This window comes from Paraburkholderia sp. J8-2 (assembly GCF_905220195.1).
Lineage (GTDB): Bacteria > Pseudomonadota > Gammaproteobacteria > Burkholderiales > Burkholderiaceae > Paraburkholderia.
This window is the reverse complement of sequence record NZ_CAJMZA010000006.1, coordinates 318060-333036: the sequence shown is the minus strand read 5'-3', so window position 1 is coordinate 333036 and position 14977 is coordinate 318060. Positions and strand designations below refer to the sequence as shown.

Below are 14977 nucleotides of genomic sequence, written 5' to 3'. Positions count from 1 at the left end.
GCGCTTCAGCCGTTGAGTTTGCGTACGAGATCGCTCATGACGCGCGGCATACCTTCCTGACTGCCCACGGTGTCCGGTGACACGACCCACTGGTTTCCGATGACAATGGTTGGTACGGCGACAAGCTTGTGGCTGGAGAATTCGGCCTGGCCCGCACGCACACGGGTCATGGTGTCCGGGCTGTGCACAGCCGCCAGGAAGGTATCGGCATCGAGTCCGTTCGCACGTGCCCACGCGCGAAGCTTCTCGTCGCTATCGAGCGCATTGTGCAAGCCGGAGATGGACTGAAATACTGCGTTCTGCAGGCGGTTCACTGCACCCATCCTGTCAAGTGCATAAAAGATCGCCGCTTCCTGCTCTAGGTCGGGCCGGCCGCCGGTGACGGGAATGCGCCGCACCTGGATGGCGTCGCCTTCGTTGGCAATCCACTTCTCAAGCGTCGGCTCAAACGCAGTGCAATGGGGACACCCATAGTAGTAGTAGTCGACCACCTGCACAGGACCTGGGTGCGAGGACTGGGATGCTGCGGCGACCAGCGGGGCATATCCTGTCGGGCTGAGGCCATAAAGCTCAGGGCCACGCACGAGCCCGATCGCGCCCTTGGCGAGCAGCGCAAAGACCATCAGCGCCCCTGTTACCCCGATCATCCCAAAGTTGCGCCAGAACCACCGCATATCACCCTCTCCTGTTGTCGACGAAGGCGCGGCATCAGCGTGCGTGCGGTGTGCCGGCCTGATCAGAACTCTACCGGCGAGGCGATCTGGGCACCAGGATGAATAAGAGCGTGAAACGGGTTCTTTTCAAGATGAATGACGGGCAACTGGCCGACGGATTCCTCATGCACCCGTCTTGCCGCGCCGCTATGCTGATTTGCACTCGCTTCGGAGCAGGAGATCATCGGTGTACACGCTCCCGCTTCGGGGGCGGCTCAACGATCAACAAGACGGAGTAGCGCATGTATCACCACAACACCCATCACTCCTTCAACCTGGCCGATCAGGTCGCCGGCGCGGCTGTTCGCGGAGCAGTCTATCAGGGCGAGCATCGGCTCTTCCACGGTATGAGCCTTCCGGAGGTTATTCTTATCGGGGTTGGCATTTGCGTCGTGGTCGCCTTTTTGATGCGTCGGCGATAGGCGCCCTTGGCAAATGATGTTGGGTGAATGGCCGGGTTCGTTGCCGTCGGCCGTTAGAACCTGGCCTCCAGCCAGCGCTCTCACGCGGCGCGGCCAATCAGCCTGCTGAAGAACCTTCCGATCGCGGTTCCTTCTTCTTCCTCGGAGTCGGTCGCCTCCTGCATGAGCTGACAATTCGGGCAGGCGTGATCCTCGGCTGCAACGCGCAGACGCATGCGAACCGCTTCGATGATCTCGAGACTCACCACCTGCGCGGGATCTATCCCGGCGCGTGTCAGTTGGGCGCTAAACCATGGCAGAAACCCTGGATGCCCTAAGGAATTCTCAAGGCCGTACGCGTCGATAAAGTCCCCGCATACCGGTGCGCGTTTCAGGTACCAGCGCTTCACCGCGCCGCCCGCCGCCGTGTAGCAAACGACCACGCGAGGTTGGGGCCTCACGAACTCCTGACCCAGATGGCGCGTCTCCCACGAGCGAAGGGCGACCGGGTCCAGCACGAGCGCGGCTGCGCGCCGTCGATCGCGCAGCTCGAGTTCACCACCGAGCGCCTCGTAGTCCTCAAGCGAAAGAATCTCCGCTATGACCGGCAGTCCGTCCTCGAACGCTGTGGGTTCCACCGTGATCACCGCGACAAAGAACGCGTCGCGTGTGGGGGAAAAAAACGCCGCGTAGGCATTTTCGCGGTCGCGGGCCTTCAGCAGGACCACCTTCGTCAAGCGCACCGCGGCCTCGACTTCTGTGGGCGCGTAGCCCGTCAAGCGCAAGGCGTTTTCGGTGACAAGTCGCCCTGCCCGCACGCTTTCACGGATAGACGCAAAGCGGGCGACGACATCCTTGTGTCTGAGACGGTGTATCTCCATGCAGAAACCTCGGTAGGCTCAATATCCATCCGTGCTGGCACGCAAAACGGGGTGCCCGGCAACCATGTTGGAGCGCACCGCGATGCGCTCGAAAATAGTGTTGGAAGCGCGCGCGGGACCCCCGGTGGAGATGTCCCGCTTGCGCTGGTTGCAGTTGATTATGCCGCGTGCGGCTGCTTCAGGTTGATCCGTGATGTGCGGCGCGCGGCGCGCCGGCACATCGCGCAGAACGCGACCCAGTCCATCGACCGATGCGTGATCACCTTGCTGTCCATCAGGATCACGCGCCGCACACCCTGGTAGCCGATGCTTCGCGCGTAGGACGAAAGGTCATTTGCGTGTCCGCAGGCAAGTAAGCGGTCGATCGTTCCCGAGTCAAACCGGGAATTGACGGGGCGGCCTTGATTGAGCTTGGTCATCGCGTCACGCCTCCGAATAGGCGATGCCGGTGATCTTGTCGATCGGGATCGCACGCCAGGTTTCCGGTGCACATGGGGTGCACCCATGCAGATACCCTGAGTTGATACCGAACGGCGCCTGAAGCACGACTGCCCGGCCATCGGCCGTGTGCACTTCGACGGCCTCGGAGATCCCCGGGCGCTGATTGTGACCCGGCGGCGTTGCACCACACATGTGCGCTCCCGCAAGGAACTCGAGGAGTTGGTCTTCAGGCGAGCGGTCGAGCATCGCGAGCCCGATGTCCAGCAGCTTCGCGGTGAGATCGCCTAGATGAGCCGCCTCCAGTTCGTCCTTTTCCGCACGGGTGACCAGATCCTTGTAGCTACGAATCATCTCGCCTGCCGCCATCTTGTACACGGTCTGCCACTGGTGACCATCCCAGAGAGAAATCGTTGCCTCATTTCGGTTAGGTGCGCTTGCCGTGCGCTTGTCAACCTGCACATCGACTTGCCAGCGCTTGCTTGCGGCGCGAAAGGTCCGCCGAAACACCTTGAAGCCGAAGTCATCCCCGAAGCTCTCGTGAATCACATGTATTGCGAAAGTCATCTTTGCGCTCCTTGCCCAGACAGGGCTGTTGTGAAAGCGGGAGCATTACGGCGTCGAGCCAGATGGAACCAGGATTCCAAGGGCCTTTCCGGAGAGCGACTCTACGGAAAGCCCCCTGAAGGGGCTTGGGACGGGTGCGAGAGCTGCCGCGCCCTGTTGAGGATGATGGCTACTGGTCATTCCGTTCGGTGAAATCCAGCAGCGCCTGCGGAAAATCCCCCCGCCCTGCCTCACCGAAAATTTCCAGGTGCTTCGCGACAGCTGCCTTCAGGAAAGCAGGCTCCCACGAGTAGGTGTTGTTCGAATGTCCGTGGGCGTTCTCGAAGGTGCACACAAGCCCGTGGTGCTCGCCCCAGCGAATCAACGCAGTGGCGATCGAAGGTGCGACGCCGAAGTCACGCAACGCCGGCCCTTCGCTACCACAATTGCGATGCTCGGCAAGCAGCTCGACCGCGCCGAACGAATGCAGCAGGCGCTGCGTCTTCGTCCTCGTCGATCGACTGGTCATGCCACGCTCCGGTGCGGCCACAGCTTCGAGAGACCCTTGAACGACAGGAGAATGAGACGCCCCGTCAGGCGCGCTGTCACACCTAGGTCCTCGATGTCGCTAAGGAACGATTCACCGTCCGCCTGACGTGAGGTCCCAAACACGGACAGGTGCGCGTTCGCCGGAATCTCTGCGTGGTCCCCAACGAGCTCGGCGCGCCACTCCGGTGTGATCCGGTCACGCGTGGAATAGCGTAGCAACTGCTCGTCCCCAGTCTGCACGATGCGCACCGTTGCCGGTACGCTCAGCTGTCTGCAACGAGCGTGGCTACCTTCCAGCATCGTGACGCGCCGAACCGTGACGGTGCGGCCCAGATGACGATGGAAGTCGGCCTTGATACGTGCTTCGAGAGCCTGCAGAGCGGTGTCGGCCTGGTTGCTTTTCATGACGAATACTCCTTACCCGGAACGGGCGACTGAAAAAAAGGAGCGCACATGGAGGCTTGCAGGGGCCGACCGGTATGCACGCCGCGGCGGGACCGCCGGGGCGTAGATGCGGGGTAGAAATGCGATGAAGCCCCCGAAGGGGCTCCATCGCCACAGCCACCCGGACGGGCGGCAGTGAGTTTGTGTTGCGATTAATGAATCGTGCCGGGCACGTATTTCAAGCGCGAGTCCGGCGCCGGGAAGACGTTCGGTGCGAGGAAAAGCTCCTCGACACGCGACTCGATCTCGCCCGTGGCCGTCTCGAGTGACGACACGAGCACCTCGCACAGGACCACCATGGTTCCATTCGGGTGACGGGTCTCGCAGTCCAGCTTCGATTCCTGAAAGGCAACTTCGGCCGCCGACGGGGAGTAGAACCAGTCGAACGAGGCGACGCCCTTGTCCTTACGCGCGACGACGGAAACGCTCACACCAGCTTCCACTTCGCTGTTCAGTTGCTGAGTATCCATTTCACTGCTCCTTGTCAAAAAAACAACGGAGCAGCCCTTACGGAGCATGCCCCGCGCGGGTTCAAGATGAGAATTTGCCGAAACGGCTGGAAATCCTGTCGCCCGAATCACATACCGGACTGTGGCGTGAGTTACCCACGGCGCAGGCCAGAGGAACAGGTCTATTACTGGTGAGAGACCATGCGCGGAGGACCCGGCAAGGCTCGAGAGTTTCGGAGGGCGCGCTGCCCAAAAGACGCCTTTCGGCGATTTGGCAAGTAATGCCTGCAAGCAGGCGTGAGTTAATTATAGCGAGATGTACAGCGGCCGACCGATTTTTTTGCAGGGGATTCAGCACTGGGCCCCCGATCCACTACCGATGGTCGAATTCTTGGTCACACTTTAGTCGACCAGTTCGCTGGCAAGCTGGTGCCCTATTGTGGTCGCGAAAGGTGCCCCCAAGAAACCCTCGCGCGCAGGGTCGCCAGGATGACCCCTGGCGCGGCGACACGAACAAGGCCGTAGCCGCGCCAGATTCCACCCATCACTCCCAGTTGCAGTCCGCTTCACTCGGGTCGACAACCGCGATATTTCCTCCAGCTGGATGATTCAGCACAGCGCCTCCCGAGATGCCCGGCCACTCAAGGCCATATAACGCGTTCTCGAGTTGTGCGGCCGTCATCGATTGCCAGTTTGCAGGGGGATTCATGGTTCCCTCCAATCCTGTACCCGGCGTAGGGCCCTGCCACATGATGTAGTAGTAGTGCGGGCCCGTAGAGGGATCGTTCACGACCAGCACCTGAATCGTCCACAGCCAGGTCCATCCACCAGGCTGATTGATGGAGGCGGGATAGACAGGATCGGTCATTGTGGCGCAAAACGCATCCGCCACAGCAATTGAAGCCACTGGGCTTGTTGAAGCGTTGGTCTGGCAGACAAGTCCAACCCACGACGAGCCGTTCCAGGTCGCTGCGGTCTGCGTCGTCTGATCAGAGGGGCACGTCGGTGCGGCAGTGTAGGTACATTGTGGACTGCTCCACGACGAGCCATTCCAGATCGGGGCCGCGGAAGTCGTCCAACCGGGGGCAGTGCTACACGTGGGAGCCGCAATGTAGGTGCATGTCGGGCTGCTCCAGTGCGAGCCGAGCCATTGCGCTGGGACGTCGGTCGTCCATCCCACCGCGGTTGAGCAGGTGGGCGCCGGTATGGCTGCGTGCGCGATCGGTGCGGCACACGTGGTGTCTTCATAGCCTTGCGAGCATCGGATGGGTGTCGCGTTGGCCGTGCTGGCAAAAATTAATCCTGCGGTGCCCGCAAGAATGGAGCGAGCAAGTGTCGAAAAAACAGGCATGACCAAAGCGATGGTTTCGATTTTCTTACCCTACGGGAAGGGAGTGAAATCTTGATGACAGGTTACATCTGTCAGATCGCTTGGTGTTCGAGCAAGGACGATAATACGGATAACGAATCAAATTCGATGTTAAGACAGGTGCACCTGTGAAGACTTCGTGAATCGACGCACGTTTCGTGGGGCGGGAATATGAAAGTCGACCCCAGAGGGGCCGACTTTCACGTCTCGCTTTCAGCCCGCTGCATACAGGCGGGAGGGTTGTCGCTTTTTGATCACGACTCCAACCGGAGCCGACTTGCTGTCGACAAAGACGCGCTGATACGCGTGCACCTGATCGATGGCGGCTTCCAGGTCGCAGGTGGGCTGTGCGGTCTCATCGACCCATGCGAACGAATCGTCGCCGTGATGATGAAAGATCTGGTAACGCAGGTCCGGCATCAGACGAACTTCTGCCACTGCGTCGTAGATCGGATGCATCTTCTGGGAGAACACCACGCGACCCGAAGGCGGGACGGCGGAGGATTCCTGGGATTTGAATTGCATATTCATGATGATCCTTTCGTGCCTTGAGGGCAGTTAAAAAGGATCGAGCCTTCTGCACTACTGCTCGCCACGACACGTGTCGTGGCGAGCAGGCCCCGAGTGGGGACTGCCTGCATTTTGTGTTGCTGTTTTTTGCGAGATCAGCCGACTAAGATCGCCAGCGCGTTCGCCTCGTTGGCGCCTTCGACCTGATGCGCTCGCTCGAGGTGCTGAAGCTGCTCACGCCAGTGCAGTACGTGCAGGACAGCCGTGTCGAGGACCTCGAATGGCTCTCCCCAGCGGATCGTGGCTGCGCTGACAGCGCGCACGCCATAGCGGTGGTCGGGCATGAGTCTGACTTCGATGCGCGTCTCGGGCGAGATGTCGACGCCGATCGACCAAAGCAGATCGCCTTCCGGGTCTTCAACCGTGTGGCCATGGACCAGCAGGTGCATCACCGCAACGGCGAGCCCTTTGGCGTGAAGGGCCGCGTGCTCCAGTTTGCTTTTCATCGTTCATGCTCCCGTCGTGTGCCTGATTGGCGGTTAAAAAACGAAGGCGGAGTCTGGGCGTGAAAGCGTCCGCCGGGCGCTTTCGGGGGCGGCAGGCCCGCGAAAGCATTGGCGCGTAACACGGCGCACATCACGACGACGCGCGACAGGGTGCAAGATGGTGAGATTTGATTTGCTGGGCTGGAAGCCCCGGATAAGGCAGCGGTGCAAAAGCTCTGGCGGATGCCCGAACAGAACGATGCAGGAGACTTTTGATTGCCGGCGAGCGGCGCTGGGGGACATGATGCCGATCGAACGGCTGGTTCGAAATATAGCACAACGCCAAAAGCGAAACGCAAATCCGCGAATGCCGGAATGCGCCCACCTGTACGTCGACTTGCGTTGCGTGGCACCACCCTTATAGTTGCCTCATCGCCTACCGGCCGGAGCGCAACCCGCAACGGCCACCCTCCGGAGCAAAGCTTGAAACACGCCGATACCTCGTCCTGCGTTGGGGGCGGCAGCGCCAGCCGCGTTGCCCAGCTCGACCTTTTCGCTGAACTCACGGCGATCTATCGCCCGAGCGTACACGCAAGCGCATTGCCCGAACTCGACAACCGTCAGGTGTATAGCGCGATTGCGGAGCGACTCGGGGTCGATCGTTCCGAGTTCGACCGGCGGGAACCTGTCGGCGCGAGCGGACAGCGCCATTCCCTCTGGAAGCGGAAAATCCGCTTCGGCCAGCAAACGCTCAAGCACATGGGTGTGATCGAACGCGTGGCCGGTGAACGTGGCGTGTGGCGGTTGACCGAGGCAGCAGGCAAAGGGTTAAGCCGTGCAGGCATGGGCGTGCGGCTTGTCGGATTCTCCACCGAACTGGGGGCCTGCATCTGGGGTTCGAATTTCGACGCGCTGCACGGACTGGAGGAGCCGATCGTCCTGATGCTCAGCTCATCGCCCTACCCGATTGCCCGGGCACGTGCGTACGGTGGACCGACCGACGCCGAGTACGTAGAGTTCATGGTGCGATCCCTCGAGCCCGTTGTGCGGCATCTGGCGCCGGGTGGCTCGATTGTGCTGAACATGTCCAATGATGTATTCGAACGCGGCAGCCCGGCGCGCTCCATTTCCCGGGAGCGGGTGATCATTGCGTTGCGCGAGCGGCTCGGAATTTTCAAAATGGACGAGATGGTCTGGGCGAACCGCTCAAAGCCGCCGTCGCCGGTCCAGTATGCATCGAAGGAGCGCTGCCACCTGAACAGTGGCTGGGAACCCCTGTATGTGCTCAGCAACGACCCTATCGCGTGGAAAAGTCGTGCGGACAATCGGCGCGTGCTGCAGCCACATACCGAGAGACAGCTTGCGTTGATCGCCCGCGGTGGTGAGCAGCGTGAAGCGGTCTACGGTGATGGCGCGTATCGTCTACGTCACGGCTCGTTTGGAAATCCGACGCAGGGGCGCATTCCGCGCAACGTCTTCGAGGCCGGGCACAATTGTTCGGATACCCGCGCGCTGCGCCGGCACGCAAAGGAACTGGGATTGCCCGCGCATGGCGCAATGTTCCCGACCTCACTGCCTGCCTTTTTTATAGATTACCTTTCGAAGCCGCAGGAACTCGTGGTCGATATATGGGGAGGGTCGTCCAAGACGGGGCTTGCTGCAGAGCGGGCGGGGCGGCGGTGGCTCACGATCGAATGGATGCTGGAGTACGTGCGCACGTCGGCTGAACTCTTCCGCGGGTTTAGCGGGTTTAACATGAGTCCGGCGCTTGCCGATGTAGGAGGTATCGATGCCTGAGTGTGCGAAGGCGCGCATCGCGCGCGCAGGAGTGCGCGCTTTCAGACTGGCTGGAATTGCCCTTTGTGCAGTGCCCGTTGTGACGTCGTTTGTGCTCTCGCTCGTGCTGTATCTGCGCGAGGCGGGGATGCGCACGGCCCTCGGCGCCTGGTTTGCCGGATGGAGCACCGGCAGGCTCACGCTAGCGGCCGCCGCCGCGCTCGCTGTCGCCATTCTTGCGATCGGCATCGGGCGCCATATGCTTGCCGAAGACCATTCCACCCCGCACAACGAGGAGACGAATCAGCGTGTTTAGCAAGCACCCGGGCGACAGCCCTGCCCTGCAGAACCGGTCACGAGGCTATCCGTGGGGCACGCGCGTTCCAGCGCGAATTCACATGCATCGCACCTGCGTCCCACCTGCCCCCTTGCCCGTGCCAGCCTATGAATATCCGATCGCGTGGGTCGGGATGATTTATCCCTGTTACGTCGACAGTTCTGGAGAGGTGGCTGCCATCCTGCGTAACGGTCAACTCATCCACGTCCCTCACGATTCCTTTCGCGTTGCTCAGTACCATCGCGACGACAGGGATCCTCAGTTGCCGACGCACCCGAACGCAACGAACCCACGAAAGACGGGAAATTTGAGCCATTCGCGTTTGCCGCCCTAAATTGCGGCAACGAAGCGCCGTACGGAGATCGAAACGCAGCCGTGCTAAGTGACAGCGCGGCATTACAACCCGCGAATCGATCTCTGAATGAACGAATACGCAACGCTGCACGAATGCTTCGAAGCCGGGCGTCTTCCCCGAGCCAACCTTAGCGCGCTGGAGACAAGGGAGATGGCGCAGGCGCCCGGCGATGTACGGGACGCAGCAATGGCAATTTTGAGCCGCGCCTGTGAGTACCTCGCGCACGTCGACTTCTGCCCGTCCATGATCACAACCGGGCGCGTGAGAAGCGAACAGCCCCGCGCAATATCTGCCCTTCCTGACGAGACCGCCGCGCGCGGTCCCCTGTCGTCCCTGTGCATGACGAGCGCCCCTGACATGCCGCAACGAATCTGGCGCGAGGCGCGAGCCATGTGTGTCACGACGCTCATCGGCATTGCCCGCTGGGAACTCTCGAAGTCCTTTCCTGAATGCAGTGACCTGCTTGAGCGCGCACGCGTCGCGGTGCTCGCTGCATGCAAGAGCGAGTCGCTTACCGGATCCGTGTGGTTCTCGATCAGCCGTCACATGACGACCGCGAGCGCACGCCGCTATCTCGAGCGAATGCTCAAACTTCTGCCGACCTGCTGGCTTGTAGTTCATCCGGAGACCCGGATACCCGCGTTTGTGGGCCCGTCTGATGCGCAGCAGAAGCGCTTGCAGTACGAGGCAGTCGCCCTCGCGAACAACCGGCCGCTTGTATTCAGTGCGCCGATCATGATTCACACCGCAGCAGAACCTGCAGGCGCCATCGCATGACCGCAGTTCCCTTCGATGCAACCTTCTCGCGCGACATTCTTCGCGAGCCCGATCTGCGCTTCGAGGTCGTTGCTGGCCGCCTGCCTGGGCGCGATGCGTCTCGCGGCGTGGTCGGTCTCGCGATGCTGACGCCGGCGGTGTTTCCGCCTCTCTTCTTCCTGCGCAAGCTCCAGGAGGTGCTGACCGGTCCCCGTGTCGGGCCCATCACGGCCGACACGCATGCGCCTGCGCTCGACGAGAGGCTGCAAAAGTGGTCGATGCGTCTCGCAGCGCGCTCTGCGCACCTGGCTCATGCGCGTGGGCATCACACGGCGCAGGTCGAGCTATGGGCGCGTGTGCCTCGCTTGCCGGAGCAACCACTTCATGCGGCTCTTTGCCAGATCACAACGCTCGACGCGGCGTCGCTCGATGACGTCGTGCACGCACTCGGGACCATGCGCTGGTCTCCAGATCTTGCCACGGGCCTTCACGATGTGTTGCCACGAAGCCCGAAAGCAGCTCACGCCGACTTCCAGTTCCAACGGTTGATGACGTCCATCACGAGCGCTGCCAGTCAGCGCCGTGCATGATTTCCATTGCGCCGGGCCACGGGTACAGTACGACGATGAGATACCTCTTGCCAGCTCTTCTCGCGCTCACGGCCTTGCACGCCAGTGCAGCGCCGGCGTACACGCAGGACGACGTCGATCGCGTCACGCGCTATATCGCCGAGCGCTACGGTGAGGGCACGCCGCTCGCGACCGCCGCGGGTGTCTATATTCGCGCGGCGGCGACGCTGTGGGAGGAAGCAGCGCGCACGCAGCAGTATGATCAATCGGCGACCGTGCAAGCCGCGATCCGCGAACTCTGCTTTCGCACACAGCTGGAGCTTGCGGGGGTGGCCAATCCAGCCGAGGACGTGGCTGCGCTAGAGCGTACGGCGCAAAATCCTGCACTGTACTCGGGCTACATCTACGCAACTGTTCTCGCCGGACAGCATCCGCTCGACAACGTGCAAATTACCCCTCGACAGGCGTGCGAGAAGGCAGGTGTTCCGCTACCCGTGACCGCGCAATAGGTACATCCTGGTGTTCCGACTTTTCTTCGTGGCGCATGACTCGATGCGATCTGTGGGGCAGCGTTCTACGTTGCGCGCCATCCCGCAAACCCCGAACGGGTGGTTGCATCAAACGCAAACTGCCGGGCAACCGGCTCGACAACCTGGAGAGTTAGATGAACAAGACTGAATTGGTCGACGCGATTGCCGCAAGGACGGGCTCGACGAAGACGGCTGCGGCCGAGCATCTCGACGCAACCATGGAGATCATCTCGAAGGCTATGGCTGGCGGTGATACGGTCCAGCTGGTTGGCTTCGGCACCTTCTCGACGGGCAAACGTGCTGAGCGCGCAGGTCGCAACCCGGCAACGGGCGAGGCACTCAAGATTCCGGCAGCGGTGACCGCAAAGTTCAGCGCGGGCAAGGCGCTCAAGGACGCGGTGAACGCATCCAAGGAAAAGGGCAAAGGGAAGGCGTCGAAATAAGTTTCGCGCCTGCGCCTCAGCTTGCAGCATTCGCTGTGGCCCGCGATTTACGCCGGCCGCAGCTACTACTTCCCCTGACAGGGTGTTAAGAGATTGCCCGGGCGGCGCCTGAGGTGGTGCGCACCGTTGGGTCGAGTGATTCGCGCAGGCGCTTCAGCGCCTGGCTATGAATCTGGCTGGCACGTCCGTTACTGATCTTCATGCGCTTGCTGATTTCAGTCATCGGCGTGTCGTGAAAGTACCGAAGCGTCACGATTTCCCGTTCGCGCTCCGGCAATTCTTCGATCGCGCGGATGAGGTCGTCGGCACGCTCCTGGGCAAGCAGCGCGCCGAGCGTATCAACGGTATCGGAGAGGGCAGCGAGGGTATCGAGATCGTGGAAGCTCGATTCGTCGTCGAGATGAACCCAGCTTTCGGCATGGACCATGGCGATCATGTCATGCACGGCCGAAGGCGTCATGTCGAGCTTTTCGGCGATCCGCCCTGGAGTCGGGCGGTCTCCAGTGCTCGAGATTTCTTTGGCGGCCTGGTCGATGCGCTTTGCGGTTACGCGGCTGTCACGCGAAAGGTGATCCTGCTCGCGAAGCGAATCCAGCATGGCCCCGCGGATTCTGGGCCAGCAGAATCGGAGAAAATCGTCTAGCGGCATGTCCGACTTGCGGTCCCACAACTGAAACAGGGCTATGCGCCCCTCCTGGCAGAGCTCTTCCCATCTGCCTTTCGACGGGCTTGCTCCCTGACCCCACCCGAGACAGCGTCGGGCGACTCGTTCGATGTCAGCATTCACTTGGTCCAGCAGTTCATCCGCCGTCAGATCCCCAACACGCCTCATATCTTGCCTTCTTTCATGTTTTTTCAGGCCCGCATATCTGTGCTGCTTGCAACTGCCCCGGACTTCAGATCACCCCGGATCTGTGCTGCGCACGCTGGCGGAGCACATGTGGCGCAATTGCATCTGACCATCGCCCAAATATGACAACTACCCCGTTGCTGCCAATGACCGTGCAGCAATAGTTGTTAGATAAGTTTTGGTAATACTATCTCGAAACGTTTGCGAGTTGCACCTCTATTTGATTCACTTCTGAAACGTTTCTGATCCGTGCGCATGAATATTGCCACTTCCTTTACCCAACTGCAAAGCTAAAAGGCGGCCAAATAACAGGCGTTTTTGGCGAATCTCACTCACGGCGCCGGTCATAATTTCGTTGATTACACACAATTACCGTGTGGCCTCTTTGCAACACATCACCGGAATGCCTGTATGCCCCGCACACGCTCATCCAGAAAGGTTGTTCGCCACTATCACTACTACCGCGAGAGGCCTTGGCGCAGAGTGCTCAGGTACGTGTTGTCGGGCATCGGCATCTTCATCGCATGGCGCGTTCTCACGCATGTACACGGATTCAGCGGGCTCGCTTTTTGAAATTGATGCAATGCGCATGATTCGAGCGGCACCACGCATTGATTAAAAGGATGCAATAAGCATGAATTGGAGCAATCTCCCACTGCGCGCAGACGATGTGACCCGTAAAGGCCGTGGCCGCGGCAAGGGGCGCTTTGGACTATGGGCGTGTGTCAACCTGATCTTCTGGGGAGTGGTCGCTCGTCAAGCCATGAAGATGGGGCGCATTGTCATCGTGACGGGCGCGCCCGATGCGGGGACAAACTGGGTGCTGTCCTTCCTGCCTGGCAAGGCCTTGGGACCGGACGGGGTGAAGACGGGTGAGAAGGCCTACGAGCCGGCCGCTAAGGACCTCGAGGGCACGCACCCGTTGAAATTCGTCGGGCCTCGCAGCTTCGAGCCACACGCGTTGCGCTCGATTCTCTCGCACCTGGGCTCTACCGGCCGGGCCTTTTCGATCGCGACCGGAGCCCGCCACGCCGAGTGGCTGCGCCGTGAGCTCGATCTGTACGCACGCGGCGAGAAGGCCCGCGGCGTATTCTGGTTGACGCTCGAGTGAGCGCCCGCGCCGCGATCTAGCGGTCGATTCTGGGCGGATTGATCCGACGGGCGCGGCGCACGGTCCAGTAGATCTCAGCGCCGACGGCTGCGGCACCCGCCACGATGGCAAAGAACACCACATCGTTCGCGAGCGTTTGCTGCGCGTACAACACAAACCCTCCGCGTGCCTCGAGCTGGATGACCTGCGCGACAGCCAATGGCGAGATCAGCCCGGCGAGGATCGCCTCCAGGAGCAGCAGTCCGAGCTGAAGCAGCACCAGACCAAGCAGGAACACCATCCCGAGAAGCGTTGCGTGACCGGCGAAAAGCATCGCACGCGCCCCGCCCTGCTGGCCGCGGAAATAAATCCGCATCTCGTCGACCATGCGCGCGGACTCGCCAGCGCCACCCTCCACTTCGTACTTGTGTGCGCTATACATCATCGTTTGTCGCCTCCTTTGCATTTCGGAATCACCCGAATTTAAAAACGAATTCGTTCGTCTGGGTAGCTGTGCAGTTATCGGGGTTGGATTAATGCGCAAACGTTTGGCATTCGAAATTCCATCCGATTTCAGTCGAATTAAAAATGCGCAAACGTTTCACATATCCGATTAATTCGATCGAGAAGTTAATCGAGAAGCCCAAAAGCCAATTCTTTCAGTTGCCTGACAACATGCTGTGCACGAAACCAGTCACCTGATCCATCACTACCTGCATGGCTGCGGCCAGGTGGTCAGTCGCCATCGCAGCGGCTCCGCTGTCGTCACCCGACTCAGATGACTTCATGGCAACGACCCAGATGCCGTTCACGCTGCACATGAGCACGCCGTTTTCTCCGTACCGGGCCGCCGTCCCGGGGGGCGTGCATGAGCCACCTGGTGTGCCATCGGCCGCTGCTGACATTCCGGGAAGCGCGACGCCGATAAAAACGGCGATTGTCGCGAGCGCGCGCACTGGCAAGACGGTGAGGCGGGAGCGATTGGGCATAGTGCGCTAGCGGGCGAATGTCTGTGGCAGGATTGTCGGGCAGGATTCCCGCTACCCCACGCCAGAAAGACGCCTGCTGGTGCCGCTCATTCAAATCCGGTCGCGGGGTGAACTTGCCGCGAACTCTCCCTAGGGCGTAAATAGTGGAATCCGCAAGCGATCCCTCCTTTAAGAATCATGCACTTAGTGTCGCCGGCCTTGTCAGTCGCTGACGGTCTGATTGCAAGGTGATTCTCGGCGCTCTTCTGTTTTTTGCCGATCTCTGTCTCATCTGGAATGCCGGCAGATCCCGCCAGGCACGCATCGGAGAAGTCGGTGAGAGATGAGTCGCGCTGGTCTTGGGCGCTCGACGCCACGCGTATCGCACGCATGGTCGAAGAACGACGATTCACGAGTTGCCTCGGGCGGGCGACCGGCACTGCAACCTCTGCCGTCGCTGCGTAGCGCCGTGCACCGCCTAATGGCAATTTACCCGCTCGCCACGTCGAATGCCGGCT

Annotated in this window: 22 protein-coding genes; 8 read left to right on the top strand and 14 right to left on the bottom strand. The window is 60.8% G+C overall.

Going from position 1 to position 14977, the window contains the following annotated elements; all coding sequences use genetic code 11:
* Positions 1–5: 5 nt before the first annotated feature.
* Positions 6–674, bottom strand: coding sequence for a thiol:disulfide interchange protein DsbA/DsbL (locus U5A52_RS17085; protein ID WP_321935540.1), 669 nt, complete (start codon positions 672–674; stop codon positions 6–8).
* 62 nt (positions 675–736) lie between these two features.
* Positions 737–898, bottom strand: a complete 162-nt coding sequence (locus U5A52_RS17080) for a hypothetical protein (RefSeq protein ID WP_321935539.1) — start codon at positions 896–898, stop codon at positions 737–739.
* Positions 899–955: 57 nt separating this feature from the next.
* On the opposite strand from U5A52_RS17080, the gene U5A52_RS17075 reads away from it, so the two are divergent.
* Complete coding sequence (locus tag U5A52_RS17075; protein ID WP_321935537.1) at positions 956–1135, top strand: hypothetical protein; 180 nt, start codon at positions 956–958, stop codon at positions 1133–1135.
* Positions 1136–1215: 80 nt separating this feature from the next.
* On the opposite strand, the gene U5A52_RS17070 is transcribed toward U5A52_RS17075, so the two are convergent.
* The 9 genes from U5A52_RS17070 to U5A52_RS17030 all read right to left on the bottom strand — a co-directional run bounded on the left by U5A52_RS17070 (position 1216) and on the right by U5A52_RS17030 (position 6806).
* Positions 1216–1893 carry a hypothetical protein gene (locus tag U5A52_RS17070; RefSeq protein WP_321935536.1) on the bottom strand — a complete coding sequence of 226 codons (678 nt, stop codon included), beginning with the start codon at positions 1891–1893 and terminating at the stop codon, positions 1216–1218.
* 260 nt (positions 1894–2153) lie between these two features.
* Positions 2154–2414 carry a hypothetical protein gene (locus U5A52_RS17065; protein WP_321935535.1) on the bottom strand — a complete coding sequence of 87 codons (261 nt, stop codon included), beginning with the start codon at positions 2412–2414 and terminating at the stop codon, positions 2154–2156.
* A gap of 4 nt (positions 2415–2418) precedes the next feature.
* The gene (locus U5A52_RS17060; RefSeq protein WP_321935534.1) at positions 2419–3000 is read right to left on the bottom strand and encodes a hypothetical protein; all 582 of its coding nucleotides are present in this window, start codon (positions 2998–3000) and stop codon (positions 2419–2421) included.
* 169 nt (positions 3001–3169) lie between these two features.
* Positions 3170–3508 carry a hypothetical protein gene (locus U5A52_RS17055; RefSeq protein WP_321935533.1) on the bottom strand — a complete coding sequence of 113 codons (339 nt, stop codon included), beginning with the start codon at positions 3506–3508 and terminating at the stop codon, positions 3170–3172.
* Entirely contained in the window at positions 3505–3933 is a 429-nt protein-coding gene (locus tag U5A52_RS17050) for a hypothetical protein (protein ID WP_321935532.1), read from the bottom strand. Before U5A52_RS17050 ends, U5A52_RS17055 begins: the two co-directional genes overlap by 4 nt.
* Before the next feature lie 191 nt (positions 3934–4124).
* Positions 4125–4442: a hypothetical protein gene (locus tag U5A52_RS17045; RefSeq protein WP_321935531.1), complete on the bottom strand. Its 318-nt coding sequence runs from the start codon at positions 4440–4442 to the stop codon at positions 4125–4127.
* A 523-nt stretch (positions 4443–4965) separates the two neighbouring features.
* Positions 4966–5289 (bottom strand): hypothetical protein, encoded by a 324-nt coding sequence (locus tag U5A52_RS17040; RefSeq protein ID WP_321935530.1) that lies wholly within the window; start codon positions 5287–5289, stop codon positions 4966–4968.
* Positions 5290–6003: 714 nt separating this feature from the next.
* Complete coding sequence (locus tag U5A52_RS17035; protein WP_321935529.1) at positions 6004–6321, bottom strand: hypothetical protein; 318 nt, start codon at positions 6319–6321, stop codon at positions 6004–6006.
* Between the two features lie 134 nt (positions 6322–6455).
* Positions 6456–6806: a hypothetical protein gene (locus U5A52_RS17030; protein WP_321935528.1), complete on the bottom strand. Its 351-nt coding sequence runs from the start codon at positions 6804–6806 to the stop codon at positions 6456–6458.
* A 462-nt stretch (positions 6807–7268) separates the two neighbouring features.
* On the opposite strand from U5A52_RS17030, the gene U5A52_RS17025 reads away from it, so the two are divergent.
* From U5A52_RS17025 to U5A52_RS17000, 6 genes are all read left to right on the top strand, one after another.
* Complete coding sequence (locus U5A52_RS17025; protein WP_321935527.1) at positions 7269–8582, top strand: site-specific DNA-methyltransferase; 1314 nt, start codon at positions 7269–7271, stop codon at positions 8580–8582.
* Between the two features lie 79 nt (positions 8583–8661).
* Positions 8662–8877 carry a hypothetical protein gene (locus tag U5A52_RS17020; protein WP_321935526.1) on the top strand — a complete coding sequence of 72 codons (216 nt, stop codon included), beginning with the start codon at positions 8662–8664 and terminating at the stop codon, positions 8875–8877.
* A 733-nt stretch (positions 8878–9610) separates the two neighbouring features.
* Complete coding sequence (locus tag U5A52_RS17015; RefSeq protein WP_321935525.1) at positions 9611–10030, top strand: hypothetical protein; 420 nt, start codon at positions 9611–9613, stop codon at positions 10028–10030.
* A complete protein-coding gene (locus U5A52_RS17010; protein WP_321935524.1) occupies positions 10027–10599 on the top strand; it encodes a hypothetical protein in 573 nt (190 codons plus the stop codon). Before U5A52_RS17015 ends, U5A52_RS17010 begins: the two co-directional genes overlap by 4 nt.
* Before the next feature lie 47 nt (positions 10600–10646).
* Positions 10647–11087, top strand: a complete 441-nt coding sequence (locus U5A52_RS17005) for a hypothetical protein (protein ID WP_321935523.1) — start codon at positions 10647–10649, stop codon at positions 11085–11087.
* A 155-nt stretch (positions 11088–11242) separates the two neighbouring features.
* Positions 11243–11551 carry an HU family DNA-binding protein gene (locus U5A52_RS17000; protein ID WP_321935522.1) on the top strand — a complete coding sequence of 103 codons (309 nt, stop codon included), beginning with the start codon at positions 11243–11245 and terminating at the stop codon, positions 11549–11551.
* 85 nt (positions 11552–11636) lie between these two features.
* Here U5A52_RS17000 and U5A52_RS16995 read toward each other — a convergent pair whose 3' ends face one another.
* Positions 11637–12383, bottom strand: coding sequence for a sigma-70 family RNA polymerase sigma factor (locus U5A52_RS16995; protein ID WP_321935521.1), 747 nt, complete (start codon positions 12381–12383; stop codon positions 11637–11639).
* A gap of 652 nt (positions 12384–13035) precedes the next feature.
* On the opposite strand from U5A52_RS16995, the gene U5A52_RS16990 reads away from it, so the two are divergent.
* A complete protein-coding gene (locus U5A52_RS16990; protein WP_321935520.1) occupies positions 13036–13512 on the top strand; it encodes a hypothetical protein in 477 nt (158 codons plus the stop codon).
* 16 nt (positions 13513–13528) lie between these two features.
* Here the strand turns inward: U5A52_RS16990 and U5A52_RS16985 are convergent, their stop codons facing one another.
* On the bottom strand, positions 13529–13879 hold the full coding sequence (locus tag U5A52_RS16985) for a hypothetical protein (protein WP_321935519.1): 351 nt from the start codon (positions 13877–13879) through the stop codon (positions 13529–13531).
* A 271-nt stretch (positions 13880–14150) separates the two neighbouring features.
* Entirely contained in the window at positions 14151–14480 is a 330-nt protein-coding gene (locus U5A52_RS16980) for a hypothetical protein (RefSeq protein ID WP_321935518.1), read from the bottom strand.
* Positions 14481–14977 lie beyond the last annotated feature (497 nt).

Coding starts and splice junctions, on each gene's coding strand:
- U5A52_RS17085 (WP_321935540.1), bottom strand. CDS start 674: ATGCGGTGGTTCTGGCGCAACTTTGGGATGATCGGGGTAACAGGGGCG.
- U5A52_RS17080 (WP_321935539.1), bottom strand. CDS start 898: ATGATCTCCTGCTCCGAAGCGAGTGCAAATCAGCATAGCGGCGCGGCA.
- U5A52_RS17075 (WP_321935537.1), top strand. CDS start 956: ATGTATCACCACAACACCCATCACTCCTTCAACCTGGCCGATCAGGTC.
- U5A52_RS17065 (WP_321935535.1), bottom strand. CDS start 2,414: ATGACCAAGCTCAATCAAGGCCGCCCCGTCAATTCCCGGTTTGACTCG.
- U5A52_RS17060 (WP_321935534.1), bottom strand. CDS start 3,000: ATGACTTTCGCAATACATGTGATTCACGAGAGCTTCGGGGATGACTTC.
- U5A52_RS17055 (WP_321935533.1), bottom strand. CDS start 3,508: ATGACCAGTCGATCGACGAGGACGAAGACGCAGCGCCTGCTGCATTCG.
- U5A52_RS17050 (WP_321935532.1), bottom strand. CDS start 3,933: ATGAAAAGCAACCAGGCCGACACCGCTCTGCAGGCTCTCGAAGCACGT.
- U5A52_RS17045 (WP_321935531.1), bottom strand. CDS start 4,442: ATGGATACTCAGCAACTGAACAGCGAAGTGGAAGCTGGTGTGAGCGTT.
- U5A52_RS17040 (WP_321935530.1), bottom strand. CDS start 5,289: ATGACCGATCCTGTCTATCCCGCCTCCATCAATCAGCCTGGTGGATGG.
- U5A52_RS17035 (WP_321935529.1), bottom strand. CDS start 6,321: ATGAATATGCAATTCAAATCCCAGGAATCCTCCGCCGTCCCGCCTTCG.
- U5A52_RS17030 (WP_321935528.1), bottom strand. CDS start 6,806: ATGAAAAGCAAACTGGAGCACGCGGCCCTTCACGCCAAAGGGCTCGCC.
- U5A52_RS17015 (WP_321935525.1), top strand. CDS start 9,611: ATGCCGCAACGAATCTGGCGCGAGGCGCGAGCCATGTGTGTCACGACG.
- U5A52_RS17010 (WP_321935524.1), top strand. CDS start 10,027: ATGACCGCAGTTCCCTTCGATGCAACCTTCTCGCGCGACATTCTTCGC.
- U5A52_RS17000 (WP_321935522.1), top strand. CDS start 11,243: ATGAACAAGACTGAATTGGTCGACGCGATTGCCGCAAGGACGGGCTCG.
- U5A52_RS16995 (WP_321935521.1), bottom strand. CDS start 12,383: ATGAGGCGTGTTGGGGATCTGACGGCGGATGAACTGCTGGACCAAGTG.
- U5A52_RS16990 (WP_321935520.1), top strand. CDS start 13,036: ATGAATTGGAGCAATCTCCCACTGCGCGCAGACGATGTGACCCGTAAA.
- U5A52_RS16985 (WP_321935519.1), bottom strand. CDS start 13,879: ATGGTCGACGAGATGCGGATTTATTTCCGCGGCCAGCAGGGCGGGGCG.
- U5A52_RS16980 (WP_321935518.1), bottom strand. CDS start 14,480: ATGCCCAATCGCTCCCGCCTCACCGTCTTGCCAGTGCGCGCGCTCGCG.